This is a genomic window from Herbaspirillum sp. WKF16, assembly GCF_028993615.1.
In the GTDB taxonomy this organism is placed as follows: Bacteria; Pseudomonadota; Gammaproteobacteria; order Burkholderiales; family Burkholderiaceae_D; genus Herbaspirillum.
The window spans coordinates 284,105-310,722 of record NZ_CP118632.1; the positions used below are offsets into that span (position 1 = coordinate 284,105).

The following is a 26,618-nucleotide window of genomic DNA, read 5'->3' on the forward strand; positions in this document are numbered from 1 at the left end:
TGACTTGCCGGCGCCGCCAATGGCGCCGGTCTTCAGGATCGAGTATGAAATCGTTGAAAAAAAATCATTGGACCCACGCCGGGCGCAGCCTGGCCATGCTGTGCATGGCGCTGGCGATGCTGGCTGCGGCCGGCGCCGCCAATGCTCAATCGAAGGTCGTGGGAACCGTCACCCACCTGTCCGGTCTGCTGACCGCGCGCCACGCCGACGGCACGCGCAACGCACTGGCGGTAAAGTCCGAGATCCTGCAGGGCGATACGCTCATCACCGAGCGCGAGACCTTCACACGGGTGAAATTCATGGACAACGCCGAGATGGTGCTGCGCCCAGGCACCGAGGTCGTGGTGTCCAAGTATGTGTATGAACAGGACAAGCCCGAGAACGACTCGGTGGCGATCGGCTTGGTCAAGGGCGGCCTGCGCGCGGTGACCGGCCTTGTCGGCAAACGCAACCACGATGCGGTGAACTTCGATACGCCGACGGCGACCATCGGCATCCGCGGCACCAACTTCGGTGCGCTGTTCTGCCAGAACGACTGCGGCGGCGTACCGACGCCATCGGGCAGCGCACCGCCCAACGGCCTGCACGTGGACGTCTCGCAAGGCGCGGTGATCCTGACTAACCCTGGCGGGGCGCAGGTGTTCCAGGCCGGGCAGTTCGGCTTCGTCGCCAACCTCAATACCGCGCCGCTGATCGTCCCGCCCACCCAGGGCGTGCCGGTGACGATGCCGCAGTCGATCAGCAAGAATGCGCCCGCCTCCGGCGGCGCCAGCAAGGCGAGCGCCGTCGACTGTATTGTTCAGTAAGTGAGGCCGGCGCCGGCTTGCGGATCGAAGCGTCTGGCGCCGTTCAGAATTCGAGGATGGTCCCCGGCGCCAGCATGCGCGGCCGGTGCGGGCCGTCGCCGGCGGTGATCTCTTCGGCGATCTGTTGCAGCTGGCTCGGCTTGGCGTGCGTGACCAGTACTTCCGGGCGCGATTGCAGCTTGCCCAGTTCGTCCAGCATCAGGCTGGGACACAGGTGCTTGGACAGCAACGCCAGCTCGCGCTCGCGGTTGGCGAAGGCGGCTTCGATGATCAGGTAGCGCAGGTCGCCGATGGCGTTGACGGCCTCCCACAGCGGTTCGCAGATGCTGGTGTCGCCGCTGAAGGCCAGCGAGGCGCCGGAGCTGCGCTCGTGCAGGTGGAAGCCGACGGCCGGCACGGTGTGGATGGCCGGCAGCGGGACGATGCTGCGCGTGCCGATCTCCACCGCTTGGCCGACTTCGATGACGGCAAAGCGCAGGAAGGGATTCTCGGGCGTGGGGATGACGCTGAAGTCGGGCCAGATCTGCCAGTTGAAGATGTGCCGGCGGATGATCTCCAGGGTCTCGGCGGTGGCGTACATGGTGATCGGGCGTTCGCGCATCTCGCCCACGCTGTCGACCATCAGCGGCAGGCAGGCGATGTGGTCCAGGTGGGCATGCGTGATGAAGACGTGATCGATGGCGGCCAGGCGCTCCAGCGACAGGTCGCCCACGCCGGTGCCGGCGTCGATCAGGATGTCGCCGTCGACCAGAAGGGAAGTGGTGCGCATGCCGTTTCCGCCGATACCGCCGCTGCACCCGAGAATTTCTACACGCATCGTGACTTGCCGTTCAATATAGTTATATGCCCCCGCGATGCCGCGCGGAAAAACGTTTTCATGGCATCGGTTGCAGCCCGGAAACCCCCGTCGGGACTGGATTTGCGCAATGTGTAGCAAATTTTGCAACAGTAGTTGATGGTAAGTGATTCGCGCCTCTAAATCAATCGGGAGATACCCGCTGCGCGTAACTGCCGCTGCTGTTTTTGCGACAAACGGATCCTTGCGGAAACATCGTCGCCCGCAAGCCGAAGAATTGCAGGCCATTTAGGCACAAGCTCGCCGCAATCGGCCCGCACAGGGCGACTTACAATCCGCAGGATGCCCTCAGAGCATCTTGAACAACCGCCAACTTCCGCACCGCAATCGTGCGGGAAAAGAACCAAACGCAACGCATCAGGGGAAAGCATGCCAGCAGCAGTCAGCCAACCAGCCAGCACCGCGCGCCAACCAGCCGCGCCGACGCTGGCCTGCGCCTGCTTTTTCCCGTGCGCAGCAGAGCATGCCGCATGAACGCACCCGACATCACCACCAATGCCGCACCTGCCGGCGAAACCGGCCAGCATCGCGACATCTCCTATCGCCTTGACCGCCTCACCGAGCTGAGCCGCGCCCTGGGCACCAGCCGCGACATCCCGCTGCTGCTGGAGCGCATCCTGCTCACCGCCAAGGACATCACCCAGGCCGACGGCGGCACGCTGTACCGCATCGACGAGGCCGGCAACAGCCTGATGTTCTACATCTCGGTGAACGACACCCTGAAGATGCACCAGGGCGGCAGCAGCGGCCAGGCGATCTCGATTCCCAACATCCCGCTGGCGCTGGCCGACGGCCAGCCCAACCTGGCGGCCGTGGCGGCCTATGCGGCCAACACGCGCGAATCGGTCAACATCCCCGACGTGTACCAGGCCACCGGCTTCAATTTCAACGGCATGCGGATGTTCGACGAGAAGTACGGCTACCATTCGCAGTCCTTCCTGACGGTGCCCATGCAGGACCACGAGGGCGAACTGGTGGGCGTGCTGCAGCTGATCAACGCCATCGACCCGGCCACCGGCGCGCCGATCCCGTTCTCCGAGACCGACCAGCACTTCATCGAGGCGCTGGCCTCGCAGGCGGCCATGGCGATGGCCAACCAGCAGCTGATCCAGCGCCTGGAAATCCTGTTCGAAAGCCTGATCCGCCTGATCAACATCGGCATCGGCGAAAAGTCGCCGCACACCGGCCGCCACTGCGAGCAGGTGCCGGAACTGGCGATGATGATCGCCGAGGCCGCGCACAACGCCACCGAAGGCCCGCTGGCCGACTTCCGCATGACCGAGGCCGACCGCCGCGAGCTGTGGGTGGCCGGCCTGCTGCACGACTGCGGCAAGATCAGCACGCCGACCCATATCGTGGAGAAGGCGACCAAGATGGAAACCATCTTCGACCGCATCCACGTGATCGACACCCGCTATGAGGTCCTGAAGCGCGACGCCGAGATCCGCGTGCTGCAGGAGAAGCTGGCGCTGGGCGCCGCCCTGACGCCGGAAAAGAGCGCCGAGCTGGACGCCGGCCTGCAGGCCGAGGTGGAGCGCATGCACGACGAGCGTGCCTTCCTGCACAAGAGCAACGTCGGCACCGAGGGCATGAAGCCCGAAGACCAGCAACGCGTGCTGGAGATCGCCGAGCGCCAGTGGCGCGGCCCGGACGGCCAGATGCGCAAGCTGCTGGACGACGAGGAGGCCGGCAACCTGCGCATCCGCGCCGGCACCCTGAACGACGCCGAGCGCCAGATCATCAACAACCACATCGTCGTCACGATCAAGATGCTGGAGTCCCTGCCCTGGCCCAAGCAGCTCGCGCGCGTCACCGAATACGCCGGCGGCCACCACGAGCGCATGGACGGCAAGGGCTACCCCAAGGGACTCACGCGCGAGCAGATGTCGGTGCAGGCGCGCATCATGGCCGTGGCCGACATCTTCGAGGCGGTCACCGCCGCCGACCGCCCCTACAAGCGCGGCAACACGCTCAACGAGGCGGTCGACATCCTGGCCGGCTTCAAGGCGCGCAACCATATCGATCCGGACCTGTTCGACATCTTCGTCAAGAACCGCGTCTACGAGAAGTACGCCGAGAAGTTCATGCATCCGAGCCAGATCGACGAGGTGGATTTGTCGAGGATCCCGGGCGACTGGTCCTGACGCTGCCGGGATGCGACCGGAGGCGATCGCGCCATCGCCTGACTGTCGTTCAAGCACCTCCGATGCGCGCCAAACGCCACTGGGCCCCTGCTTTCGCAGGGGCGACGAAGATGCGGATCAAAGGCAACCTGTCGTTGCTGCGAAAGCAGGGGCCCAGTGGCGTTCAGCGATCAACCGGCGCCACTGTGCCCCCGCCGCCAACTGGGTTATCCTGACGCCTGGCCACCCGAACCCGACAGCTCCAGTCCAGCAAGGAACCGCATCACGTGTCCCAGGCAGTAACCCGCAACTCCCCATCCAAAGGCAACTTCTTCAGCCGCCACTGGCGCGGCGACTATTCGCTCGGCCGTTCCTACTGGTTGCACACGGTGCTGCTGTCGTCGCTGCTGCCGGCCTTCTCGATCTCGGTGCTGGCGCGCCTGACCAACGACATGCCGGCGCGCTACGGCGTGGCCGGGGTGCTGGGCATCGCCGCCTTCAGCTACCTGGCCTGGACCTGGGGCGTGCGCGGCTGCTGGATGTCGGCCAGCCGGCATGTGGCGCGCGGCGGACGGCGCTGGGCCGAGGTGGTGGTCAAGTTCCTGATCGTGTGCGGCGCCATCAGCCTGGTCTCCAGTTCGCTGCGCGCCTCGCACTCGCTGCGCGAGCAGTTCGACATCGCGCGCGGCAAGCAGCTGGGGCCGCCGGTGAGCTACCAGCTGCGCGCCGACGGCAAATCCATCCTGCTGCAGGGCGGCATGAACGATGGCGCCGCCGAGGGCCTGGAGCGCGCGCTGCAGGCAGCGCCCACGGTGACCACCGTGGTGCTGTACTCGGCCGGCGGCTGGGTGCGCGAGGGCAAGCTGGTGGGCGAGGTGATCGGCCGCCGCGGCCTGAACACCTACGTCGAGCAGGAGTGCTCGTCCTCCTGCACGCTGGCCTTCATGGCCGGGCGCGACCGCGCCATGGATCCGCGCGCGCACATCGGTTTCCATACCCTCTACACGGTGGGCGGCGATGACCGCATCAACCGCAGCTTCGACCGCAAGCTGACGCAGGACACCTACGGCAAGCTGGGCCTGCCGCGCGACTTCGTCGAGCGCATCGCCGACACGCCCTCCGACAAGAGCTGGTATCCCGAGCTGGGCCAACTGCTGCAGGCCGGCGTGCTGACCCGCCTGGCGCCCGGCGGCGAGACTGCGCAGCTGGCCACCATCGCCGTCTCGCGCGATATCCTGGAGGAAGAATTCAAGAAGGGCGCGCTGTTCGACATCATGGCGCGCTTCCACCCGCCGGAGTTCGCGCGCATGATCGACCTGGCCTGGGCGCGCGCGCAGGCCCATGCCAGCGACGCCGAGATCCTGGCGGTGGGGCGCGAGCAGGTCGGCATCCTCAGCCGCAAGCTGCTGCCGGTGGCCTCCGATGCCTCGCTGGCCGAATTCCAGCAGCTGCTGCTGGACCAGGCCGTGGCGCTGCGCGGCATCAGCGCCGCGGCCTGCGGCGAGCTGCTGTATCCGCGCTCGCGGGATGACGCGCTGTCCGGCCGCGAGGCGCCGCAGGCGGCCTTGCCGCAAGAGTTCGCCAATCGCGAACTGGCCATGACCCAGCACCTGCTGCGCGACGCCGACCCCGCCAACGCCGGCCGCTTCACGCTGGCCGAGCGCACCCGCGTGATCCGCCGCGCGCTGGCGCCGCTGTCGCAGGAACAGCTGAAGCTGCTGTCATCGGCCGAGCGCCGCGCAGCCGATCCCGAGGCCGCCTGCGATGCCTCGATCGCCTACCTGCGCGTGGTCAACCAGCTGGATCCCGACGAGCGTCGCACCGCGTTGCGGGTGCTGTACTCGCGCGGGTAAAGGACGCGGCGCGGCAGTCCGCGTTGCTGCGCTGCGGTAAAATAGCGGCTTCACCGCATGCCGGCGTCCGCCGGCCTTGCTTCCCGCCAGACCCAATATGCCCGGAGCCGCTGCCAAAGCGGGTCCCCGCCGCCATGACCATCGCCGCCTCATTCTCCCCGCGCGACCTGCGCCAGAACGTCCTCGCCGGGTTGACTACTTCCTTCGCCCTGGTGCCCGAGTGCATCGCCTTCGCCCTGGTGGCGCAGTTGAATCCGCTGATGGGCCTGTACGGGGCCTTCTTCATTTGCACCATCACCGCCGTTTTCGGCGGCCGCCCCGGCATGATCTCGGGCGCCGCCGGTTCGATGGCGGTGGTGATCGTGGCGCTGGTGACGCAGCACGGCGCGCAGTACTTCCTCGCCACCGTGGTGTTGTCGGGCCTGATCATGCTGCTGTTCGGCGCGCTGCGGCTGGGCAAGCTGGTGCGCATGGTGCCGCATCCGGTGATGCTGGGCTTCGTCAACGGCCTTGCTATCGTGATCGCGCTGGCGCAGCTGGAGCACTTCCGCCACGACACCGCCGCCGGCCCGCAATGGCTGCGGGGCGCGCCGCTGGCCATCATGCTGGGCCTGACGCTGCTGACCATGCTGGTGACCTGGCTGCTGCCGCGCGTGACCAAGGCGGTGCCGCCGGCGCTGGCGGCCATCGTCGGTGTCGGCCTGCTGAGTCAGCTCGCCGGCATCGACACGCCGACCCTGGGCGACATGGCGAAGATCGCCGGCGGCCTGCCCATGTTCGAATTCCCCAAGGTGCCGCTGGACCTGGAGACGTTCAAGGTCATCGCGCCCTACGCGCTGCTGATGGCCATCGTCGGCTTGCTGGAGACCCTGCTTACCTTCAACCTCACCGACGAGATCACCGCCACCCGCGGCCAGCCCAACCGCGAATGCCTGGCGCTGGGCGCGGCCAACGTGGTGTCGGGCCTGTTCGGCGGCATGGGCGGCTGCGCCATGATCGGCCAAACCATGATCAACCTGGGCTCGGGCGGCCGCTCGCGCGTCTCGGGCGTGGTGGCGGGAGTGATGATCCTGCTCTTCATCCTGTTCCTGTCGCCGGCCATCGAGCGCATTCCGCTGGCAGCCCTGGCCGGGGTGATGTTCGTGGTGGCGCAGGAAACCTTCGCCTGGGGCTCGTTGCGGGTGCTGGGGCGGGTGCCGAAGAACGACGCCATCGTGATCGTCGCCGTCACCGTCATCACGGTCTTCACCGATCTCGCGGTGGCGGTGCTGTGCGGCATCGTCATCGCCGCGCTGAACTTCGCCTGGCAGCATGCGCGCGAGATTCGCGCCGATGTCGCCGACGCCGGTGAGGGCGAAGGCCGGGTGCGCACCTACCTGCCGCACGGCACCTTGTTCTTCGCTTCCAGCGCGCATTTCCTGGAGTTGTTCGATCCGCAGGGCGACCCGCGCCAGGCGGTGCTGGATTGCCGCCACCTGCGGCTGGCCGACCACTCGGCGATCGCGGCGGTGCAGACGCTGTGCGAGCGCTATGCGCGCGCCGGCAAGGGCCTGCGCGTGACCGGCCTGTCCGCGCGTTGCCGCGAGCTGCTGCAGCGCGCCGGCGTCGAGCCGGCATGAGCCTGCGGCGCTATCGGCCGCGGCCATAAAAAAACCCGCCGGAGGCGGGCAAGTACCACGGGAAACACTTTTCACGCACGGCCCGCATCGCAAGACGCGGGCCGTTTCTCATTGCGTATTCATCACAGGCCGAGATAATCCAGCTTGCCCAGCTTGACGCCCTTGTGGCGCAGGATGCCGTAGGCGGTCACCACATGGAACATGAAGTTGGGCAGGCCGAAGTGGGTCAGGTAGGTCTGCCCGCTCATCAGCTGCTCTTCGCCGCGCAGCATCATCTTCACTTCGCGCGTTTCCTGGCCGTCGATGGCGTCGGCGGGAATGCCCTCGAGAAAGCGGATGGTCTTGTCGATGCGCGCCTGCAGTTCGTCGAAGCTGGTCTCGTCGTCGGGGAAGTTCGGCGCGGCCAGGGCCGAGAGCCGGCTGGCGGTGGCCTTGGCGGTATCGCTGGCGCGCTGGATCTGGGCCGACAGCGGATACATGTCGTCGAACAGGCGCGCGCCGATCAGCTCGGCGGGTTCCAGCTGGTGCTCGTCGGCGTGCTGTTCGGCCTTATCGAGCAGGGTGGAAAGGGTTTGCAGGCCGCGGATCAGGAGCGGGATGCTGGCTTGGTGCAGGGTGATGGACATGGCGTTCTCTCTCTTCTCTATCTCGTGGATGGACTGCTTGGTTTTTGCCGCCGCCCTCCCGGCGGATCGCGTCGGGAGGGCGGCATGGCGCATCGGTCTTACTTCGACGACAGCTGCGTCGGCGCCGCCGCGCCCCAGCCGCCGCCCAGCGCGCGGATCAGGTTCACGGTGGAGCGGGCGCGTTCGCCATCCAGCGTGACCGAGGCGCGCTGCTGCTGCAGCACGGTGCGGTCGGCGTCGATCACGGCGAAGTAGCTGACCGCGCCTTCCTGGTACTGCGTGTGCGACAGCTTGGCGGCGCGCGCGGAGGCGGCGACGGCGTCGTCCTGCGCGCGGCTCTGGTCGCCCAGGATGCGCAGGTTGGCCAGGTTGTCTTCCACTTCGCGGAAGGCGTTCAGGACCGTGCCGCGATAGGTCGCCACCTGCTCTTCATAGCTGGCGCGGGCGCGGTCGACGCCGGCCTGGCGGCGGCCGCCATCGAACAGCGGCATGGACAGCGCGGTGCCCACCAGCGGGCCCAGCAGGAAGGTGCGGCTGGACCAGTTGAACAAATCGCCCAGTTGCGCCGACTCGTAGCCCAGGCCGCCGGTCAGGTTCAGGGCCGGGAAGAAGGCCGACTTGGCCACGCCGATGCGGGCGTTGGCCGCCGCCATCGAACGCTCGGCGGCGGCGATGTCGGGGCGGCGCTCCAGCAGCGTCGAGGGCAGGCCGGCCGGCACCGCCAGGCTCAGGCGGGTCAGCGCGCGCGCCGGCAGCGAGAACTCGGCCGGGGTGCTGCCCAGCAGGATCGCCAGCGCGTGTTCGGCGGTGGCGCGCTGACGCGTGATGCCGAGCGCTTCCGATTGGGCCGAGGCCAGCTCGGACTTGGCGCGCGCCACATCGACCTCGCTGATGTCGCCCGCATCGAAGCGGCGCTGCACCAGGCGCAGCGATTCCTCGCGCAGCTTCACCGTGCCGCTGTAGAGCTCCAGCGCCGCATCCAGCTCGCGCACCAGGAAGTATTGCTGGGCGACGTCGGCCTGAAGCGCCAGGAGCACCGAGTGGAACAGCGCCTCGCTGCGCTGGGCGTCGGCGGTGGCGGCGTCGACGTTGGAAGCGACGCGGCCGAACAGGTCGACCTCATACGACACGTTGACCTGGGCGCGATACAGCGTCGAGGGCTGGGTGTTGGCGTCGGCCGGCAAGCCTTGCGAAGCCGGCGACGGGCGCTGGCGGGTGGCGCCCAGGCCGGCGTCCACCTGCGGGAAGTAGCCCGAGCGGGCATCCTTGGTCAGGGCGCGCGCCTGGCCCAGGCGCGCGGCGGCCGCCTTCAGGTCCTGGTTGGCTTGCTGGGCGCGGTCTTCCAGCGCGTTCAGGCTGTCGTCGCCGAAGATCTTCCACCATTCGCCGCGGGCGATGTCTTCCGACGGCGCGGCGGCCTTCCACTGGCTGCCGTTCTCGCCGGCCTGCGGGCCGGCTTCCTTGAAGGCGGCCGGGGTGTCGACCGCGGGGCGCTCGTAGGTCGGCGCCAGCGAGCAGCCTGCCAGCACCAGCAGCGCCGCCAGCAGGGCCGAACCGATGCGCACCGGGCGCAGCAGGGAGTTCATGTTGAGTGCATTCATTTTCTTGCTCCAATAATCGTCTGGCGGGGATCAGCGGTGGTCCTGCGAACCCGGGGCATGCGCCGCTTGCGGCACGTGCGAGCCGGCGGTCATCGGCGCCTCATGATGCGAGGCCGAATGCAGCGCGCGGCGGTCGATGGTACGCAGCAGCACGTAGAACACCGGGGTCAGGAACAGGCCGAACAGCGTCACGCCCAGCATGCCGAAGAACACCGCGATGCCCATCGCATGGCGCATTTCCGAACCGGCGCCGGAGGAGGTCACCAGCGGTACCACGCCCATGATGAAGGCGATCGAGGTCATCAGGATCGGACGCAGGCGCAGGCGGCTGGATTCGATCGCGGCCTGCACCGCGGTGCGGCCCTGCATTTCCAGTTCGCGGGCGAATTCCACGATCAGGATCGCGTTCTTCGCCGACAGGCCCACCAGCACCATCAAGCCGATCTGGGTGAAGATGTTGTTGTCTCCCTTGGTCAGCCAGACGCCGGCCAGCGCCGCCAGGATGCTCATGGGAACGATCAGGATCACCGCCAGCGGCAGGGTCAGGCTTTCATACAGCGCGGCCAGCACCAGGAACACCAGCAGCACGCTGATCGGGAACACCCACACGCCGGCATTGCCCGCAAGGATCTTCTGGTAGGTCAGGTCGGTCCATTCGAACTTCACGCCGCGCGGCAGGGTGGCTGCGGCCACGCGTTCGGCCGCGGCTTGCGCCTGGTCCGACGAGTAGCCCGGCGCCGGGCCGCCGTTGATGTCGGCGGCGGTGTAGCCGTTGTAGCGCACCACCATTTCGGGGCCGAAGGTCTGCTTGACCTTCACCACCGACGACAGCGGCACCATTTCGCCGGCGTCGTTGCGGGTCTTCAGCTGCAGGATGTCCTCGGCCTTGGCGCGGAAGGGCGCATCAGCCTGGGCGCGTACCTGATAGACGCGGCCGAAGCGGTTGAAGTCGTTGACGTACAGCGAACCCAGGTAGATCTGCATGGTGTTGAACACGTCGGTCACCGGGATGCCGAGCTGCTTGGCCTTGACGCGGTCCAGGTCGACGTCCAGCTGCGGCACGTTGATCTGGTAGCTGGAGAACATCGGGCCCAGCGCCGGTTCCTTGGCGGCGGCGGCCATGAAGGCCTTGGCTGCCTTGTCCAGCTCGGCATAGCCGACGGCGTCGCGGTCTTCGATCTGCATCTTGAAGCCGCCCAGGGTGCCCAGGCCCATCACCGGCGGCGGCGGGAACACGGCGGTGAAGGCTTCCTTGATGCCGCCGAACTTTTTGTTGAGCGAGGCGGCGATGGCGTTGCCCGACAGTTCCTTGCCCTTGCGTTCCTCGAAGGGCTTCAGGCCCACGAAGACGATGCCGGCCGAGGAGCTGTTGGTGAAGCCGTTGATCGACAGGCCGGGGAAGGCGATGGCGCTCTGCACGCCGGGTTCCTTCAGCATGATGTCGCTCATCTTGCGCATCACTTCTTCGCTGCGGTCGATCGAGGCGCCGTTGGGCAGCTGGGCGAAGGCCACCAGGTATTGCTTGTCCTGGCCCGGCACGAAGCCGCCCGGCACGATGTAGGAGATGCCCAGGGTGGCGGCCAGCAGCAGCACGTACACGCCCATGGTCGAACCCTTGCGCTTGATTACGCCGGTCACGCCGTGGCCGTACTTGTCCGAGGCGCGGTTGAAGAAGCGGTTGAAGCGGATGAAGAAGCCGCCCAGGAAGCGGTCCATCACGCGGGTCAGCCAGTCCGGCTTGTCGCCGTGACCCTTGAGCAGCATGGCGGCCAGCGCCGGCGACAGGGTCAGCGAGTTGAAGGCCGAGATCACGGTCGAGATCGCGATCGTCATGGCGAACTGCTTGTAGAACTGTCCGGTCAGGCCGGTCATGAAGGCCAGCGGCACGAACACGGCCACCAGGGTCAGCGCGATGGCGATGATCGGGCCCGACACTTCCTGCATGGCGCGGTAGGTCGCATCGCGCGGCGAGAGTCCCGCCCCGATGTTGCGCTCCACGTTTTCCACCACCACGATGGCGTCATCGACCACGATACCGATCGCCAGCACCATGCCGAACAGCGACAGCGCGTTGATGGTGTAACCGAAGCCCAGCATCAGCGAGAACGTACCGATGATGGAGACCGGCACCGCCAGGAGCGGAATCACCGAGGCGCGCCAGGTCTGCAGGAAGATGATCACCACGATCACCACCAGCGCGATGGCTTCCAGCAGGGTGTGCACCACCGCTTCGATGGAAGCGCGCACGAACTGGGTCGGGTCGTACACGATGCTGTATTGCACCGAGCTGGGGAAGTCGGCCGACAATTCCTTCATCGCCGCGCGCACCTGGGTGGAGACGTCCAGCGCGTTGGCGCCGGGCGCCTGGAAGATGGGGATGGCCACCGCCGGCTTGTTGTCCAGCAGCGAGCGCAGGCCGTATTCGGACGCGGCCAGCTCCACGCGGGCGACGTCGCCCAGCTTGGTGGTGGAGCCGTTGGGCTGGGCCTTGAGGATGATGTCGCGGAACTCGGCTTCGGTCTTCAGGCGGCCTTGCGCATTCACCGACAATTGCAGCGGGGTGTCGGGCGAGCTGGGCGACTGGCCGATCACGCCGGCGGCGACCTGCACGTTCTGTTCGCGAATCGACTTGATGACGTCGGAGGCGGTCAGGCCGCGCTGCGCCACCTTGTTCGGATCCAGCCAGACGCGCATGGCGTAGTTGCCCGAGCCGAACAGGCCCACTTCACCCACGCCCTGGATGCGCGCCAGGCGGTCCTTGACGTTCAGGACCGCGTAGTTGCGCAGGTAGGTGGTGTCGTAGCGGTTGTCGGGCGAGATCAGGTGGACCACCATGGTCAGCGTGGGCGACGACTTCAGGGTCGTCACGCCCAGGCGCTGCACGTCTTCCGGCAGGCGCGGCAGCGCTTGCGAGACGCGGTTCTGCACCAGCTGCTGGGCCTTGTCGGGGTCGACGCCCAGGCGGAAGTTGACGGTGATGGTCAGGTTGCCGTCGCTGTTGGCCTGCGACTGCATGTACAGCATGTTTTCCACGCCGTTGATCTGCTCTTCCAGCGGGGAGGCCACGGTTTCGGCGATCACCTTGGGGTTGGCGCCGGGATACTGCGCGCGCACCACCACCGAGGGCGGCACCACTTCGGGGTATTCCGAAATGGGCAGCTGGAACATGGCCAGCACGCCGCCCAACAGCAGCAGTATCGACAGCACGCCCGCGAAGATCGGGCGGTCGATAAAGAATTTAGAGATGTTCATGAGGGTTCCTTGTCAGCTTTTCGGGGATGCAACGATCCTGGCGGCGGGCATCCCGCAGCTTGTTTTTCCTGAATGCGAGAACTGCTGTGGGGCGATCAGGCCTTGCCGTCGGCCGGCTTGCCGGCATCGGCGCTCTTGGCCTCGGGCTGCATCGGCACCACGGTCGGGGCGATGGCGTCGCCCGGACGGATGCGCTGCAAGCCGTTGACCACCACGCGTTCACCCGACTTCAAACCGCTTTCGATCACCACCAGGCCATCCTGGCCGGCGCCTACGTGGACCTGGCGATAGTTCGCGTGGTTGTCCTTGTCGGCCACCATGACGAAGCGCTTGTCCTGGTCGGTGCCGAGCGCCTTTTCATCGATCAGCACGGCGTCGTGCGGAGCGCCGCCGCCCAGTCGCACGCGGGCGTACAGGCCGGGGATCAGCTGGCCGTCGGCGTTGTCGAACACGGCGCGCACGCGGATGGTGCCGGAGGCGGTGTCGAGGCGGTTGTCGATCGAGCCGACGCGGCCGCGGCGCGAGTAGCCGTCTTCATTGGCCAGGCCCAGGTCGACCGGAACCGTGGTGCCGGAGGCGCGCGCCGGGTTCACGTACTTCAGGAAGCTTTGCTCGTCGACATCGAACGAGGCGTAGACCTTGGCCACCGAGACCAGCGTGGTCAGCGGGGCATTGGCCGAACCCGGGTTGACCACGTTGCCCACGGTGACTTCGGCGCGCGAGATGCGGCCCGACACCGGCGCGGTGATCTGGGTGTATTCCAGGTTCAGGCGGGCGGCGCGCACGGCGGCCTTGGCGGCGGCCACGTTGGCGGCGGCTTCACGGGCGGCGTTCTGCTTTTCCTCGAAGTCGCGCTTGGCGATGGCGTTGTCGCCCAGCAGGCGCTGGCCGCGCGCCAGGTCGGTGGAGGTGTAGCCGGCGCGGGCTTCGGCGCCGGCCAGCTGCGCTTCGGTGCGGGCCACTTCAGCGGCGTAGGGGCGCGGGTCGATGGTGAACAGCACCTCGCCCTTCTTGACCAGGGCGCCGTCCTTGAAGTGCACCTGGGTCAGCGTGCCGCCGACCAGCGGACGCACTTCGACGCGGTCCACCGCTTCGATGCGGCCGGAATAGGCTTGCCAGTCGATGATCTGGCGGCTGACCACTTCGGCCACGTCGACCGGCGCGGCTTGCGGCGCGGGGGCGGCGTGGGCGTCCGAGCTGGCCGAGATGCCGACGGCGGAAATGGCGCCGCCGACCGTCAGGGCGATGACGGCCAGCACGGTGGCGGTGAGTGCGAAGCGCTTGCGTAAGGTAGTGGGGCTGTTCATGTTCTTGTCCTCAGAGTGTTGGAGTAGGTTGAAGGGTGAACGGGGAGTAATCGGTGTTGTTGTCATCGTCGCGATGGTTCCGGGCAAAACGGCAGCGCAGGAAATTCACGATCTCTTTGAGCAGCGGGATATGCGTGCGCAGCGCGCCGTGCGTGATGCCGGCAAAGCGCGACACCTGGGTGTGCACGCCGGCCAGGATCAGGCTCGATGCGTACTTCTCGGCCTCCGGGCACAGCACGTCGCGCTCGGCCGTGGCGATGAAGGCGGCCGGCAGGCCCGCCAGCCGGCTCACTTCCAGTGGCGCGGCATACGGGTGCAGGCGCTGCATGGTCTGCGGCAGGTACTGGCGATAGAAGGCGGCGCATTTCTCGACGGTCAGGTCCGACTTCAGGCGCGCGGCATCGCCCACCATGCGCATGCTGGGGTCGAGCATCGGGCTGATCAGCACCTGGGCCGCCAGCGGCTTGTGGCAGCGGTCGCGCGTCATCAGCGTCAGGCTGACCGCCAGGCCGCCGCCGGCATCGTCGCCGGCGGCGACGATGCGGTCGACGTCCACATTCAGTTCAGCGGCGTTCTTGCAGGCCCAGACGGCGGCGGCGTAAGCGTCTTCCGGCGCTGCCGGGAAAGGCTTGGCCGGGGCCAGCGAGTAGCCCACCGAGAGCACCACGCTGTCGCTATAGCGGGCGATGAAGCCGGCCGTCGCATCGGCGTCGTCCAGCGAGCCGCTGACGAAGCCGCCGCCGTGGAAATACAGCACCAGGGGGCGCTTCGGGCCGGCTTGCGCGCCATCCTGCGCCGGATCGTAGAGACGCACGGGGATGCGTCCCAGCGGGCCGGGGACGAAGAAATTGCGGATGTTGAGGGAATGCGAGCCTTGCATGATGAGCGCCTGGGCCGAAGCCACCTGTCCTAAGTTGAAGCGGATTGTGCGCCACAGCACGGTCTCAAATAAACACATATAATCCAACAACACTGTTCGCCAACTCCGAACAATCGCGGTATCGATATTCGCCAGAATGCGGCCCAACAGGGCCGAAAAGACAAGGTCGAAGCCGTCGGTCAGGGCCTTCGCCAGCCGGTCCCAGCCCTGAGCGGGAAACTTGATTTTTCCCACCGTTGGCGTAATTTGTATGGAATTGCCATGGTTTTCGCCGAGATAGGCGTTGAACCATCCAGGCAGGGCAAGCCGGCGCGCCGGGGGTGGCGCGTTGTGCATACCGGCATTGCATGCGCCCCCGCTTGCCGCATCGGTTTCGCCCCGATTCGCGGTTGAAAGGAGAGAGCGATGGACCGTTTTCAGGCCATGCAGGTGTTTACCGCCGTGGTGGACGCCAACAGTTTCACGCGAGCGGCAGATAACCTGACCCTGCCGCGCACTACCGTCACCACCATCATCCAGGGGCTGGAAAGCCTGCTGCGCGTGCGCCTGCTGAATCGCACCACGCGCCGCATCAGCCTCACGCCCGACGGCGCGGCCTACTATGAGCGCTGCGTGCGCATCCTGGCCGACGTCGCCGAGACCGAGCAGTCCTTCAGCAACGTGACGCGCGGCCCGCAGGGCCGCCTGCGCATCGACGTGCCGGCGTCCATCGGCCGCCTGATGCTGCTGCCCAACTTGTGCGACTTCTACACCAAGTACCCCGACATCGAGCTGGTGATGGGCATGGGCGACCGCCCGGTGGACATGGTCCAGGAGGCGGTCGACTGCGTGATCCGCATCGGCGAGCTGCAGGATTCGTCCATGGTGGCGCGCCGCATCGGCACCTTCCAGACCGTCACCTGTGCGGCGCCCAGCTACCTGGAGCGCCACGGCGTGCCGCACACCATCGAAGACCTGCAGCAGCACAAGTCGGTGCACTACTTCTCCAGCCGCACCGGCCGCACCATCGACTGGGACTTCGTGGTCGAAGGCGTCACGCGCGAGGTCAAGATGGACGGCAAGCTCTCCGTCAACGACGGCGACGCCTACGTGGAATGCGCGCTGCAAGGTTTCGGCATGGTGCAGGCGCCGCTGTACATGGTGATGCGCCACATCGAGGAAGGCCGCCTGGTCGAGGTGCTGTCGCAATGGAAGCCGTCCGCGCTGCCCATCTCGGTGGTCTACCTGCACAACCGCCATCTCTCGCCCAAGGTGCGCGCCTTCGTCGACTGGGTGGCCGAACTGTTCTCCACCTGTCCGCTGCACAAGGCCTGCACCATGGGCATGGAAATGATCGAGGGCGAATGCCGCTTCGTCGCCAAGGACGAGCCGACCACCGTGCGCAACGTGGTCGAGCAGCACAACATCGCCGAGAGCGTGTTCTGACGGGTGGTCTTCAATAAGGCTGGTGCACTTCATCGCTGGCCTTTCTCTCTGCGCTTCAGGTTTTTCGCGCCGGCACTGCTCCGCGCAGGCTGCGCGCGGCGGCCTGCGTGACTCGGAAAGCGTCATCCCCGCCGGCGCGATGTCGGTGAAGATCGATAGGAAATCGGGTGTTGAAGAAGCGGCGCGCTGCCTTGCGCCGGATGCGGGTACTGCGGTCTTGCGGGTGTTGCGCGGCGGCCGTCATGGCCGGGGTCGACGGTGTGGCTGCGGCGCTCGCATCGATGGCGGCGCCGGCACGAAATCCATCGTGGATCAATCGCTCTTGGCGTGGGATGGATTATGCGCGGTCGCAGCAAAATTTTCGTGCCGGAATCTGCTGGATTTCTGCCTGATTCTGCAAACTGGCGATAATCAGGCAATTTTCAGCCGCAGCGCGATCCCGAGCCGCCTCCCCTTCGTTTATGCTTTTGGCGGCTTGCAGCGGCAGGTTTTTCGCCCAGGCGGATCGCGAGCATACCTAATCCTGCTAATTTTTTGCCTATTCCTGCAAGTCTTTTGGCGTAGAATCGGGCAAGCCGACGAGTTGCGCTAAGCTGGCGCCTCATTGAAAGGGAGCCTCCATGGACCTGAACGAACATGCCGTCTTCGAACCTGCCGCCGGGGCGGCCGAGCCGCAGCAAGCCGCCACGCCACCGGCCCACGACGATGCCCGCTTCGTCGCCATGCAGCAGGAGTTGCTGCACCTGATCGGTCGCTACACGCTAGGGGTCGAGGGCACGCTGGCCACCGCCATCGAGGGCCTCGACATCTATCGCATCACCTGTCCCACCGGCCCCAAGCACGCGGTGCAAAAGCCGGTGTTCGCGGTCATCGCCCAGGGCTCCAAGCGCCTGTTCATCGGCGACGAGGTCTACGAATACGATCCCATGCATTACCTGGTGGCCTCGGTCGACCTGCCGGTGGTCGGCAAGGTGACCGTCTCCAGCCCGGAAGAACCTTACCTGGGCTTGCGCCTGGAGCTCGATACCCGCGAGATCGGCGCGCTGATCGGCGACGAGCACCTGCCGCAGGCCATCGCCGCCGATACCGCCGCGCGCGGCATGTATGTCAACCGGCTCGACGCCGAACTGCTGGACGCGGTGCTGCGCCTGTTGCGGCTGCACGAGACGCCGCGCGACATCCCGATCCTGGCGCCCATGGTGCGGCGTGAGATCCTCTACCGCCTGCTGATGAACGGGCAGGGCGCGCTGCTGCGCCAGACCGTGCTGCAGGACAGCCAGATGAACCGCATCGCCAAGGCCATCCGCCTCATGCGCGACGGCTACGACCAGCCGCTGCGGGTCGAAGACATCGCGCGCGACGTGCACATGAGCGTGTCCTCGCTGCACCATCACTTCAAGCTGGTGACGGCGATGAGCCCGCTGCAATACCAGAAGAACCTGCGCCTGCAGGAAGCGCGCAAGCTGATCCTGACCGCCGACATGAGCGTGGCGCTGGCCGCGCACACGGTCGGCTACGAGAGCTCCTCGCAGTTCAGCCGCGAATACAGCCGCCTGTTCGGCTCGCCGCCGCTGCGCGACAAGCGGCGCTGGCTGGAGGAAGAGGCGCCGGTCCTGTAGGGCGCCAGCGCGTTGCGGCGCGCGGCGCTAGAATCCCTGTCGCGCCATTCACCAATTTCATTCGAGAAAAGCCCGGCGCTTGCGTCGTCGGGTTTTCCTTCCCTCATCCATTTCAACGGAGACAGCATGCAATATCGTCGCCTCGGCAAGAGCAATCTCAAGGTTTCTGCATTGTGTTTGGGTTCCATGATGTTCGGCGACCAGACCGACATCGAAGAGTCCGGCCGCATCGTCGCGTCGGCGCGCGAGCGCGGCGTCAACTTCATCGACACCGCCGACGTCTACACCAAGGGCAAGTCGGAAGAGATCGTCGGCAAGCTGCTCATGGGGCAGCGCCACGACTGGGTGCTGGCCAGCAAGCTGGGCAACCCGATGGGCGGCGCGCCCAACCAGTCGCACTATTCGCGCAGCTGGATCATGCGCGAGACCGACAACATCCTGCGTCGCCTGGATACCGACTACCTCGACATCCTCTACATGCACCGCGATTTCCAGGATGAAAACCTGGAAGAGGCGGTGCAGTCGCTGGGCGACCTGATCCGCGCCGGCAAGATCCGCGGCTTCGGCGTGTCCAATTTCCGCGGCTGGCGCATCGCCGAGATCGTGCGCCTGTGCGAGAAGAACAACGTGCCGCTGCCGCTGGTGTGCCAGCCCTATTACAACCTGCTGAACCGCCAGCCGGAAGTGGAGATCCTGCCGGCCTGCGCCAACTACGGCCTGGGCGTGGTGCCCTACAGCCCGATCGCGCGCGGCGTGCTGACCGGCAAGTACCAGCCGGGCGCCAAGCCGGCCGAGGATACCCGCGCCGGCCGCGGCGACAAGCGCATGATGGAAACCGAATTCCGCGAGGAGTCGCTGCTGATCGCGCAGAAGCTGCAGCAGCATTGCGAGGCGCGGGGCGTCAAGCTGGGCCAGTTCGCCACGGCCTGGGTACTGGCCAATTCGGCCATCAGCAGCGTCATCGCCGGCCCGCGCACGCTGGCGCAGATGGAGGACTACTACGACGCCGTCGAGCTCAGGATCAGCGCCGAGGAAGAGGCGCTGGTGGATGGGCTGGTGACGCCGGGCCATGCGTCCACGCACGGCTACAACGATCCCAACTACCCGTTCTTCGGGCGCGTGGCGAAGGCTTGACCGCCGACGCGATGGAGTGAAGAAAGCCGCGGCCGATGCCGCGGTTTTTTTTACCCGGTCCCGGGTGCGGGTTCAGGAGGACGGCCGCATGGGCCTGCGCTTCGCCGCCGGCGTCATCGCGCAGGCATGCCCGGCCACGCAGAGCTTGAGCAGCAGGTAGCGGCTGCGGCGGGCCGGGGCTGGCTGCATGGCGGTGTCGGGAAGGCGTTGCCGCAGTTCGGCGGTGCGAGGCATCCCATGGCACGCAGGGCGCGCGGCGGCCATGACCGGCGCCTGTGCGCCGACGATGATCGCCAGCGCGCAGCCGGCCTGCAGAAGGCGCCGGCGCGCATTGTGGGAGTTGCGGGAGTTGCGGAAGAAGGGGGAGGTGTCGACGGGCATGGCTGTTCCTTGGCGGGAAGCAGCCACCCGGCCGTCTTCCCTCGCATCCGGTGGATTATCCGGCGCGAGGGGGCGGGCATATATAGGATTGTTCTCAAATTAACTGCGCATCGCCTTCGGTGTTGCTTCGAGGCTTTCCTGCGGCGTTTGGCGCCATCGATCCCAACAAATCCCCGATGGCGCCCGCCGGCTCAGCGCAGCGACGCGATGCGGCGGCCGCCTTCGGCCTTGAGTTGCTGGATGTCGGTGCCGGGCACCACCAGGTCCATGCCGAACTCCTTCATGCGCTGGGCCATGTCCATGGTGCCGGCGAAGATGCCGACGTACTTGCCCATCTTCCTGGCCAGGGCCACCAGCGAACGGATGGCGTCGTTGAGCTCGCGCGTCTCGTAGGCGTCCGGCGCCAGCCCCATCTCGATGGCGAGGTCGGCCGGGCCGATGAAGATGCCGTCCAGGTCGGGCACGCCGAGGATCGCCTCGGCGTTGGCGAAGCCTTCGTTGGTCTCGATCATGGCCAGCGTCAGGATGGTGCGGTTGGCATGCGTGAAGTAGTCGCCGCCGCCGTACATGAAGCCGCGCGCCGGGCCGTAGCTGCGCCCGCCGCGCGGAGAGTAGTGGCAGGCCCGCACGAAGCGCTCGGCATCGGCGGCGGTGTTGATCAGCGGGCAGATCACGCCGTAGGCGCCGGCGTCGAGCAGCTTGTTGATCTCGCCCAGGCTGTTTTCCGAACAGCGCACCAGCGGCACGGCGTCGGTGGTGGAGATGGCCTGCAGCATGGGGATGGCCGACTCGACCGAGAACAGGCCGTGCTGCAGGTCCACCGTCACGGCGTCGTAGCCGGTGTTGGCCACCACTTCGGCCAGCAGCGAATTGCCCATCGACACCCAGCCGCTCAAGGCCAGCTTGTTTTGCGCGAACAGGGTGCGCAGCCGGTTTTCCCGCATGTCAGTCTCCATTGGTTGTGATCTGGTGCGGCCGCGCCGGCAGCCGCTCGACCTATGGTAGACCGAAGCCGTGGCGCCTGCAGCGCGCCGGCGCCAAAGAAAATGGCGCGCCGCCAGTCGCGGTGCGCCATTGCGGTTCACGGTGAAAGCTTCTCAGGCGGGCATGAAACTTCTTCAGCCGCGCCGCTTCAGGCGGCGTAACCGAAGGCGGCGTCCTCGATGGCGCTCTTGCGTCCGGCGATCTGGTCGGCCACCAGCGCCGCGCTGCCGCAGGCCAGGGTCCAGCCCAGCGCGCCCTGGCCGAGGTTGAGGTGCAGGTTCTTGACCGGCGAAGCGCCGACGATGGGCACGCCGCTGGGCGTGGCGGGGCGAAAGCCCGCCCATGGCGAGAGCGCGGCGTCCTCGGCCAGCGCGCAGCCGGGGAACAACTCGCGCACGCCGTTCCTGAGTTCGTCCACCGCGCGTTGCGGGATGCTGCGCTCCATGCCCACCAGCTCGACGCGGCCGGCCACGCGCAGGCGCTCGCCCAGGCGCGCGTAGACGATCTTGCGCGAGATGTCGGTGATCGAGACCTGCGGCGCGGCGGCGCGGCTGGCCTGGTCCTGCAGCGGCACGGTGATGCTGTAGCCCTTGAGCGGATACAGCGGCAGCTTCAGGCCGACCAGGCGGGCGAACTCCGCGCTCTCGGGGCCGAAGCACAACACGAAGCGCTCGGCGTCGATCCACTCGGTCCCGGCCTGCACGGCGCGCAGGGCGCCGGCTTCGGCGCGCACCTGGCGCACCTGCACGGCGCCGATGAAGCGAAACGCCGGGTTGGCGCGCATCGCCGCCACCAGTGCGCGGCAGAACTGCGGGCAGTCGCCGGCTTGCTCGCCGGGGGTGTAGACGCCGCCGGCCCAATCGCGTTGCGACTGGCCCAGCGCCGGCTCGATGGCGACGCAGGCGGCCGCGTCCAGCACCTGCTGCTCGCAGCCGAACTGCGACTGGAATTGCACCTGCCTGCGCGCGCCGTCCAGGCCGGCCGGGTCGGTGTACATCACCAGCTTGCCCGAGCTTTGGTAGTCGAATTGCAGGTCCAGCGCGGCGTTCCATTGCTTCAACTGGTCGCGGCTGAAGAAGGCCAGTTGCAGCAGGTCGATGGTGGTGCGGCGCACGCGATCGGCGTTGCAGCAGCGCAGGAACGCATAGAGCCAGCGGTATTGCGTGGCATCCAGGGTGGGTTTGAAGGTCAGCGGCGATTCGCTGCTGAACATGTAGTAGGCCCATTTGGACCAGACCGTGGGGTCGGCCAGCGGCGCCACATAGGAGTAGCTCAGCTGGGCGCCGTTGCCCAGGCTGGTGCCTTCGCCGGGCTGCTCGCGGCCGTCGACCAGGGTGACCTGGTGGCCGTCCTGCAGCAGGCGCCAGGCGGTGGTGACGCCGATCACGCCGGCGCCCAATACGCAGATATGCATGGTGTGCTGTCGAATTCGTCGGGACGCGCCGCGGCGCCTTCCCCGTGTTTGCCTGAGATCGGCGCCAGCACGCGCTGCGCCTCCCATCCCTTATGGCGGCAGACTATACGAAGATTCACCGGGGTGTCACATGCCGAATCGGCATGATTGCCGCGGCGTGGGAAGGCCGAGCGCGCTGTGCGCCTGCGCAAAACCGTTTTGCGCAGGCATTCGGCGAGCGGCGCGCCATGCTGCGCTACAATAGCGGCTGATGCAGGCCAGACAGCCGCTGGCCGCGTTCGCAAGGACGCGGCGGGAGGAAGGTCCGGACTCCACAGAGCAGGGTGACGGTTAACGGCCGTCCGCCGAACCCCGGTGCAAACCGGCATAAGGCGAGGAATAGGGCCACAGAGACGAGCGTATTAAGTTACGGTGAAACGCGGTAACCTCCACCCGGAGCAATTTCAAATAGGCACGCGATGATGTTGCTCGCGGAGCGTGCGGGTAGAAAGCTTGAGCGCCGGAGCAATCCGGCGCCTAGAGGAATGGCTGTCATAGCGGGCAACCGCCGTAACAGAATCCGGCCTACCGGCCTGCTTCATTGAATTTCCCATGCGCCCGGCCACGTCCGGCGCATGCGGCCACCACCCATAACAATACTGCGGCCCGCGGGCGACTGCGGGTCTCGCAAGAGACACCCAGGAGCTCCATGACACAAGCGTCCGCGCCCCCATCCACCGCCACCCAGCCGGTCCTGTTCGAGGAACTGGAGAGCGCCAACGGCCGCCGCATCGGCGTGGCCACGCTGGCTTCCGAAAAGACGCTGCATGCCATCTCGCTGGAGATGGTGAACCTGCTCACGCCCCAGCTGCGCAAATGGCAGGCCGATCCCGAGGTGGCCATGGTGATCCTGCAGGCGCAGGGCGAGAAGGCGTTCTGCGCCGGCGGCGACCTGCAGCAGCTGTACCGCACCATGCGCGAGCACCACGCCTCGCCCGAGCGCGGCGACATCCGCGGCAACCGCTACGCGGCGGAATTCTTCGAGCATGAATACCGGCTGGACTACCTGATCCACACCTTCGGCAAGCCCATCCTGTGCTGGGGCCACGGCATCGTGATGGGCGGCGGCATCGGCCTGATGGCCGGCTGCAGCCATCGCGTGGCCACCGAGAAGTCGCGCCTGGCGATGCCGGAGATCACCATCGGCCTGTATCCCGATGTCGGCGGCAGCTGGTTCCTGGCGCGCATGCCCGGCAAGACCGGCGTGTTCCTGGCGCTGACCGGCGCGCAGCTCAACGCCGGCGACGCGCTCTTCGCCGGCCTGGCCGACTACCGCATTGCGCACGCCGCCAAGCAGTCGGTGATCGACGCGCTGCTGGCCCAGGAATGGGGCAGCGGGCGCGACGCCGAACTGCTGGACCGCGTGTTGGCCGGCGCCCAGCTGGCCTCGGCCAACGACGGCGTCACCGCGTTCGCTCCGTCCAACCTGCTGTCGCACTTCGACCAGATCGAGGCGCTGTGCCGCAAGCCCACGCTGCCGGAGATCGTCGAGGGCATCCTCGCGCTGCAGACCGACGACGCCTGGCTGCAAAAGGCCATGGCCACGCTGCGCGCCGGCGCGCCCGGTTCGGCCTGGCTGGGCTACGCGCTGCAAAAGCGCGTGCGCCACCTGTCGCTGGCCGAGGTGTTCCGCCTGGAGTTCGTGGTGTCGCTGCACTGCGCGGCGCGTCCCGACTTCGTCGAGGGCATCCGGGCGCTGATCATCGAGAAGGACCAGAAGCCCAAGTGGCAGCCGGCCACCCTGGCCGAGGCGACGCCGGCATGGGTCGAGGGCTTCTTCGACGATCCCTGGAGCCCGCAGCGGCACCCGCTGGCCGACCTCGGCGCCTGAGGCGCAATCCCGGCCCGGCAAGACAAACGCCGCCGCAACGGAGCGCTCCGTTGCGGCGGCGTTTTGCATGGGCGGACGGGCCGGTTCAGGCGCGCAGCGCCCGCGCGCGCAGCCGCGCCAGCGTGCGCATGAAGACCTCAGGGTCGTCCACCGCGCGCGCCAGCACCAGCGCGCCCTGGATGGCGCCCACGGTGTCCTCGGCCAGCTCCGCCGCCGGCAGCTCGGCGTGGCCGGCGCGCAGCAGGGCGCCGTGCAGCGATCCGGCCCAGGCGGTGAAGTAGTTCTTCACCGCCAGCGCGAAGCGGTCGCGCGTGGACGAGAGCGCGAACACGCCGACGATGCACACCTTGCGGCCCGACAGGAAGTAGTTGGCGCACTCGTCGAACATGCGCGCCACGCCGGCCGCGGGGTCGGCCTCGTCACGCAGCGGCGCGAACACGTTGAGCTCGAACCAGTGGTCGATGTGGGCCAGCACCGCCTGCGCCATCTCCTCCTTGCCGCCGGGGAAGTAGTGGTACAGGCTGCCCTTGCCCAGCCCGGTGCCCTCGGTGATGCGCGCCAGGCTGGCGCCGTCGTAGCCGTGGGCGCGGAACACCTCGGCCAGCACCGGCACCAGGGCGGCGCGTTCGGCCGCGGTCTTGCCGTTTGCCGCTGGCGCCATCAGAGTCCCAGTTCGGACAGGCCGGGATGGTCGGCCGGGCGGGGCGCCGAGCGGTCCCAGTGGAATTTGCGGTCGGACGCGGCGATCGGCAGGTCGTTGATCGAGGCATGGCGCGCGCGCATCAGGCCGTTCTCATCGAATTCCCAGTTCTCGTTGCCATAGGAGCGGAACCAGTTGCCGGAGTCGTCGCGCCATTCATAGGCGAAGCGCACGGCGATGCGATTGCCCTCGAAGGCCCAGATCTCCTTGATCAGGCGGTACTCCTGCTCGCGCTTCCATTTGCGGCTCAGGAACCCGACGATCTCGGCGCGGCCGTTGACGAAGTCGGCGCGGTTGCGCCAGCGGCTGTCCTCGGTATAGGCCAGCGAGACGCGCTGGGGATCGCAGGAGTTCCACGCATCCTCGGCGGCGCGCGCCTTCTGGATCGCGGTTTCGCGGGTGAATGGCGGCAGCGGCGGGCGTTGTGCGGTGGTCATGGCTAGGCTCCTTGAATGGCCGGCGAGCGGCGCCGGTCCCTGGTCCGGGATGGGTTTACATAATTTTGTACCGATGGGTACAAAAATTATTCTACCGAGTTTTCGGCCGGCGTGCGCAGCCGGGTGCGCATTTGCGGAGCATGACGGGCTGTATGCCTTGCCTGGGGATGCAACTGTGCCGTTGCCGGGCTCGAACCGGTGCGGTCATGCACTGCTGAAATGACGATGGAACTGCTGAGGAGGGACTGCGGGGAAGGGAACTGCCGAGGGGAGAGGCGGGTGCTGCGGCATTTGAATGCCATGAACCTGGTTCATGGCATTCAAATTCATGAATTATTTCTTCTTCTTGTTCACGGCTTCCTTGAAAGCCTTGCCAGCCGAGAACTTGACGGTGGTCGCAGCGGCGATCTTGATTTCTTCGCCGGTTTGCGGGTTACGGCCGGTGCGGGCAGCGCGCTTGCCGGTCGAGAAGGAACCGAAGCCAACCAATTGCACGGTATCGCCCTTGGTCACGGCCTTGATGATGTTCTCGATGACGGAGTCCAGCGCGCGCTGAGCTGCAGCCTTGGAGATCTCGGTGTCGGCGGCGATAACGTCAACCAATTCAGATTTGTTCACTTTAAAATTCCTTTCACTGTTAAGGTGCCGAGATTTTAGCACTGTAATGCGGCGGATCAGCAAGCCCTATCTGCGTTTTCAGCCGATCTGACCTGCTTGAATCCCCCCTCGATTGAAAAATATCGATGTGTTTCGAGCGAGCCTGCAAAGGTCGCTTTTTGAATCGACATTTCCAAAACACCGGATAGTAAAAGTAGGTCGGCATCCAAGTCAAAGCAAAAACGCGCCGGTTACACAATTTGGCGAGCGCAGGTTGCGCTGCAAAATCCTCTGCGCATTTCATCGGCTCGCAAAAATCGCCGGCCGCTGTTCCACCCCGGGGCATGCCGTCCCGACAAGCCCGGCGACCGCGCGCAAATCCGCGCCGTTACGCAATTTGGCGATAAACACATGTGTATATCTCAGGTTGCACTTTCAATGACAATTCTAAGTCCTTCATTTTCTTCAGGAAACTGCTTGCGACGCGGTTTTAAGGATGTGCGCTAAGTCTTTGACTTTATTGGCAAAATCCCGGTTTTTCCCTGCGTATACCGCTTGACCTGTATTAGTGCATCCTCTAAAGTGGGCGGCAGTGTCAAAAAGTGTTTTTTTGTGGGGAATTTTGCAAATTCGTTTGCATTGCACCGCCATCGAAGAGCACGCGATCAGCAATCTCACTCGCCGCAGGCGAAGGAAAAAACACAGTGTTTCAGGGCGCTTCAGCACTCAATCTCGATGCCAAAGGACGGATGACCATTCCGGCCAAGCATCGTGACGCCTTGATTGTGCAGTGCGAAGGGCGCGCCACGCTGACGCGCCACCCGCACGGCTGCCTGCTGTTCTTCCCGCGCCCGACCTGGGAGGCGCACCGCGACCAGATCGCCGCCTGGCCGATGTCGGCCCGCGCGTGGCAGCGCATCTTCCTGGGCAATGCCCAGGACGTGGAGCTCGACAGCGCCGGCCGCATCCTGGTGGCGCCGGAGCTGCGTGGCGCGGTCGGCCTGCAGCGCGACGTGATGTTGCTGGGCATGGGCAGCCATTTCGAAATCTGGGATGCCGCCAAGCTGGCCGAAAGCGAAGCCGAGGCCGTGGCGGGCGGCATGCCCGATGTGTTGAGCAATTTTTCCTTCTGAC

At 66.5% G+C, this 26,618-nt stretch carries 22 protein-coding genes and 1 other RNA gene; 11 read left to right on the forward strand and 12 right to left on the reverse strand.

Going from position 1 to position 26,618, the window contains the following annotated elements:
• Positions 1-44 precede the first annotated feature (44 nt).
• Entirely contained in the window at positions 45-806 is a 762-nt protein-coding gene (locus Herbaro_RS01275) for a FecR family protein (protein WP_275012042.1), read from the forward strand.
• A 43-nt stretch (positions 807-849) separates the two neighbouring features.
• Here Herbaro_RS01275 and Herbaro_RS01280 read toward each other — a convergent pair whose 3' ends face one another.
• Positions 850-1,623, reverse strand: coding sequence for an MBL fold metallo-hydrolase (locus Herbaro_RS01280; RefSeq protein WP_275012043.1), 774 nt, complete (start codon positions 1,621-1,623; stop codon positions 850-852).
• 509 nt (positions 1,624-2,132) lie between these two features.
• On the opposite strand from Herbaro_RS01280, the gene Herbaro_RS01285 reads away from it, so the two are divergent.
• From Herbaro_RS01285 to Herbaro_RS01295, 3 genes are all read left to right on the forward strand, one after another.
• A complete protein-coding gene (locus tag Herbaro_RS01285; protein WP_275012044.1) occupies positions 2,133-3,806 on the forward strand; it encodes an HD family phosphohydrolase in 1,674 nt (557 codons plus the stop codon).
• 266 nt (positions 3,807-4,072) lie between these two features.
• Positions 4,073-5,638 carry a COG3904 family protein gene (locus tag Herbaro_RS01290; protein WP_275012045.1) on the forward strand — a complete coding sequence of 522 codons (1,566 nt, stop codon included), beginning with the start codon at positions 4,073-4,075 and terminating at the stop codon, positions 5,636-5,638.
• Positions 5,639-5,772: 134 nt separating this feature from the next.
• Positions 5,773-7,257 (forward strand): SulP family inorganic anion transporter, encoded by a 1,485-nt coding sequence (locus Herbaro_RS01295; protein ID WP_275012046.1) that lies wholly within the window; start codon positions 5,773-5,775, stop codon positions 7,255-7,257.
• Between the two features lie 122 nt (positions 7,258-7,379).
• Here Herbaro_RS01295 and Herbaro_RS01300 read toward each other — a convergent pair whose 3' ends face one another.
• From Herbaro_RS01300 to Herbaro_RS01320, 5 genes are all read right to left on the reverse strand, one after another.
• A complete protein-coding gene (locus Herbaro_RS01300) occupies positions 7,380-7,883 on the reverse strand; it encodes a DUF1993 domain-containing protein (protein ID WP_275012047.1) in 504 nt (167 codons plus the stop codon).
• Between the two features lie 98 nt (positions 7,884-7,981).
• Complete coding sequence (locus Herbaro_RS01305; protein WP_275012048.1) at positions 7,982-9,484, reverse strand: efflux transporter outer membrane subunit; 1,503 nt, start codon at positions 9,482-9,484, stop codon at positions 7,982-7,984.
• A gap of 30 nt (positions 9,485-9,514) precedes the next feature.
• The gene (locus Herbaro_RS01310; protein ID WP_275012049.1) at positions 9,515-12,736 is read right to left on the reverse strand and encodes an efflux RND transporter permease subunit; all 3,222 of its coding nucleotides are present in this window, start codon (positions 12,734-12,736) and stop codon (positions 9,515-9,517) included.
• A gap of 95 nt (positions 12,737-12,831) precedes the next feature.
• Positions 12,832-14,043, reverse strand: coding sequence for an efflux RND transporter periplasmic adaptor subunit (locus Herbaro_RS01315; protein ID WP_275012050.1), 1,212 nt, complete (start codon positions 14,041-14,043; stop codon positions 12,832-12,834).
• 10 nt (positions 14,044-14,053) lie between these two features.
• Positions 14,054-14,983 carry an alpha/beta hydrolase gene (locus Herbaro_RS01320; RefSeq protein WP_275012051.1) on the reverse strand — a complete coding sequence of 310 codons (930 nt, stop codon included), beginning with the start codon at positions 14,981-14,983 and terminating at the stop codon, positions 14,054-14,056.
• Between the two features lie 345 nt (positions 14,984-15,328).
• Here Herbaro_RS01320 and Herbaro_RS01325 point away from each other — a divergent pair, with 345 nt between their 5' ends.
• The 4 genes from Herbaro_RS01325 to Herbaro_RS01340 all read left to right on the forward strand — a co-directional run bounded on the left by Herbaro_RS01325 (position 15,329) and on the right by Herbaro_RS01340 (position 19,101).
• Entirely contained in the window at positions 15,329-16,348 is a 1,020-nt protein-coding gene (locus Herbaro_RS01325; RefSeq protein ID WP_275012052.1) for a LysR family transcriptional regulator, read from the forward strand.
• Positions 16,349-16,370: 22 nt separating this feature from the next.
• A complete protein-coding gene (locus tag Herbaro_RS01330; RefSeq protein WP_275012053.1) occupies positions 16,371-16,940 on the forward strand; it encodes a hypothetical protein in 570 nt (189 codons plus the stop codon).
• Positions 16,941-16,968: 28 nt separating this feature from the next.
• Complete coding sequence (locus Herbaro_RS01335) at positions 16,969-17,967, forward strand: AraC family transcriptional regulator (RefSeq protein ID WP_275012054.1); 999 nt, start codon at positions 16,969-16,971, stop codon at positions 17,965-17,967.
• A gap of 126 nt (positions 17,968-18,093) precedes the next feature.
• Entirely contained in the window at positions 18,094-19,101 is a 1,008-nt protein-coding gene (locus tag Herbaro_RS01340) for an aldo/keto reductase (RefSeq protein ID WP_275012055.1), read from the forward strand.
• 72 nt (positions 19,102-19,173) lie between these two features.
• Here the strand turns inward: Herbaro_RS01340 and Herbaro_RS01345 are convergent, their stop codons facing one another.
• The 3 genes from Herbaro_RS01345 to Herbaro_RS01355 form a co-directional block, all read right to left on the reverse strand.
• The gene (locus Herbaro_RS01345) at positions 19,174-19,482 is read right to left on the reverse strand and encodes a hypothetical protein (protein WP_275012056.1); all 309 of its coding nucleotides are present in this window, start codon (positions 19,480-19,482) and stop codon (positions 19,174-19,176) included.
• A gap of 191 nt (positions 19,483-19,673) precedes the next feature.
• Positions 19,674-20,426, reverse strand: a complete 753-nt coding sequence (locus Herbaro_RS01350) for an HpcH/HpaI aldolase family protein (RefSeq protein ID WP_275012057.1) — start codon at positions 20,424-20,426, stop codon at positions 19,674-19,676.
• 188 nt (positions 20,427-20,614) lie between these two features.
• Positions 20,615-21,880, reverse strand: a complete 1,266-nt coding sequence (locus Herbaro_RS01355; protein ID WP_275012058.1) for a D-amino acid dehydrogenase — start codon at positions 21,878-21,880, stop codon at positions 20,615-20,617.
• A gap of 249 nt (positions 21,881-22,129) precedes the next feature.
• Between Herbaro_RS01355 and rnpB the strand changes: the two genes are divergently transcribed.
• Together rnpB and Herbaro_RS01365 are read left to right on the forward strand one after the other, a co-directional pair.
• Positions 22,130-22,463, forward strand: an RNA gene (gene rnpB, locus Herbaro_RS01360) — RNase P RNA component class A.
• A 105-nt stretch (positions 22,464-22,568) separates the two neighbouring features.
• Positions 22,569-23,750 (forward strand): enoyl-CoA hydratase/isomerase family protein, encoded by a 1,182-nt coding sequence (locus Herbaro_RS01365; RefSeq protein WP_275012059.1) that lies wholly within the window; start codon positions 22,569-22,571, stop codon positions 23,748-23,750.
• Between the two features lie 85 nt (positions 23,751-23,835).
• Here Herbaro_RS01365 and Herbaro_RS01370 read toward each other — a convergent pair whose 3' ends face one another.
• From Herbaro_RS01370 to Herbaro_RS01380, 3 genes are all read right to left on the reverse strand, one after another.
• Complete coding sequence (locus Herbaro_RS01370) at positions 23,836-24,411, reverse strand: TetR/AcrR family transcriptional regulator (protein WP_275012060.1); 576 nt, start codon at positions 24,409-24,411, stop codon at positions 23,836-23,838.
• A complete protein-coding gene (locus Herbaro_RS01375) occupies positions 24,411-24,887 on the reverse strand; it encodes a nuclear transport factor 2 family protein (protein ID WP_275012061.1) in 477 nt (158 codons plus the stop codon). The genes Herbaro_RS01370 and Herbaro_RS01375 overlap by 1 nt, the downstream gene beginning before the upstream one ends.
• A 333-nt stretch (positions 24,888-25,220) precedes the next feature.
• Positions 25,221-25,505, reverse strand: a complete 285-nt coding sequence (locus tag Herbaro_RS01380) for an HU family DNA-binding protein (RefSeq protein ID WP_006465510.1) — start codon at positions 25,503-25,505, stop codon at positions 25,221-25,223.
• A gap of 683 nt (positions 25,506-26,188) precedes the next feature.
• Between Herbaro_RS01380 and mraZ the strand changes: the two genes are divergently transcribed.
• The gene (gene mraZ, locus Herbaro_RS01385) at positions 26,189-26,617 is read left to right on the forward strand and encodes a division/cell wall cluster transcriptional repressor MraZ (RefSeq protein ID WP_275012062.1); all 429 of its coding nucleotides are present in this window, start codon (positions 26,189-26,191) and stop codon (positions 26,615-26,617) included.
• Position 26,618: the final 1 nt, after the last annotated feature.

What these genes read in the sequence shown, in the direction of transcription:
- Herbaro_RS01285 (WP_275012044.1), top strand. Translation starts at nt 2,133, where the DNA reads ATGAACGCACCCGACATCACCACCAATGCCGCACCTGCCGGCGAAACC.
- Herbaro_RS01315 (WP_275012050.1), bottom strand. Translation starts at nt 14,043, where the DNA reads ATGAACAGCCCCACTACCTTACGCAAGCGCTTCGCACTCACCGCCACC.
- Herbaro_RS01325 (WP_275012052.1), top strand. Translation starts at nt 15,329, where the DNA reads ATGGACCGTTTTCAGGCCATGCAGGTGTTTACCGCCGTGGTGGACGCC.
- Herbaro_RS01365 (WP_275012059.1), top strand. Translation starts at nt 22,569, where the DNA reads ATGACACAAGCGTCCGCGCCCCCATCCACCGCCACCCAGCCGGTCCTG.
- Herbaro_RS01350 (WP_275012057.1), bottom strand. Translation starts at nt 20,426, where the DNA reads ATGCGGGAAAACCGGCTGCGCACCCTGTTCGCGCAAAACAAGCTGGCC.
- Herbaro_RS01340 (WP_275012055.1), top strand. Translation starts at nt 18,094, where the DNA reads ATGCAATATCGTCGCCTCGGCAAGAGCAATCTCAAGGTTTCTGCATTG.
- Herbaro_RS01345 (WP_275012056.1), bottom strand. Translation starts at nt 19,482, where the DNA reads ATGCCCGTCGACACCTCCCCCTTCTTCCGCAACTCCCGCAACTCCCAC.
- Herbaro_RS01305 (WP_275012048.1), bottom strand. Translation starts at nt 9,484, where the DNA reads ATGAATGCACTCAACATGAACTCCCTGCTGCGCCCGGTGCGCATCGGT.
- Herbaro_RS01335 (WP_275012054.1), top strand. Translation starts at nt 16,969, where the DNA reads ATGGACCTGAACGAACATGCCGTCTTCGAACCTGCCGCCGGGGCGGCC.
- Herbaro_RS01280 (WP_275012043.1), bottom strand. Translation starts at nt 1,623, where the DNA reads ATGCGTGTAGAAATTCTCGGGTGCAGCGGCGGTATCGGCGGAAACGGC.
- Herbaro_RS01375 (WP_275012061.1), bottom strand. Translation starts at nt 24,887, where the DNA reads ATGACCACCGCACAACGCCCGCCGCTGCCGCCATTCACCCGCGAAACC.
- Herbaro_RS01355 (WP_275012058.1), bottom strand. Translation starts at nt 21,880, where the DNA reads ATGCATATCTGCGTATTGGGCGCCGGCGTGATCGGCGTCACCACCGCC.
- Herbaro_RS01275 (WP_275012042.1), top strand. Translation starts at nt 45, where the DNA reads ATGAAATCGTTGAAAAAAAATCATTGGACCCACGCCGGGCGCAGCCTG.
- Herbaro_RS01310 (WP_275012049.1), bottom strand. Translation starts at nt 12,736, where the DNA reads ATGAACATCTCTAAATTCTTTATCGACCGCCCGATCTTCGCGGGCGTG.
- Herbaro_RS01370 (WP_275012060.1), bottom strand. Translation starts at nt 24,411, where the DNA reads ATGGCGCCAGCGGCAAACGGCAAGACCGCGGCCGAACGCGCCGCCCTG.
- Herbaro_RS01295 (WP_275012046.1), top strand. Translation starts at nt 5,773, where the DNA reads ATGACCATCGCCGCCTCATTCTCCCCGCGCGACCTGCGCCAGAACGTC.
- Herbaro_RS01300 (WP_275012047.1), bottom strand. Translation starts at nt 7,883, where the DNA reads ATGTCCATCACCCTGCACCAAGCCAGCATCCCGCTCCTGATCCGCGGC.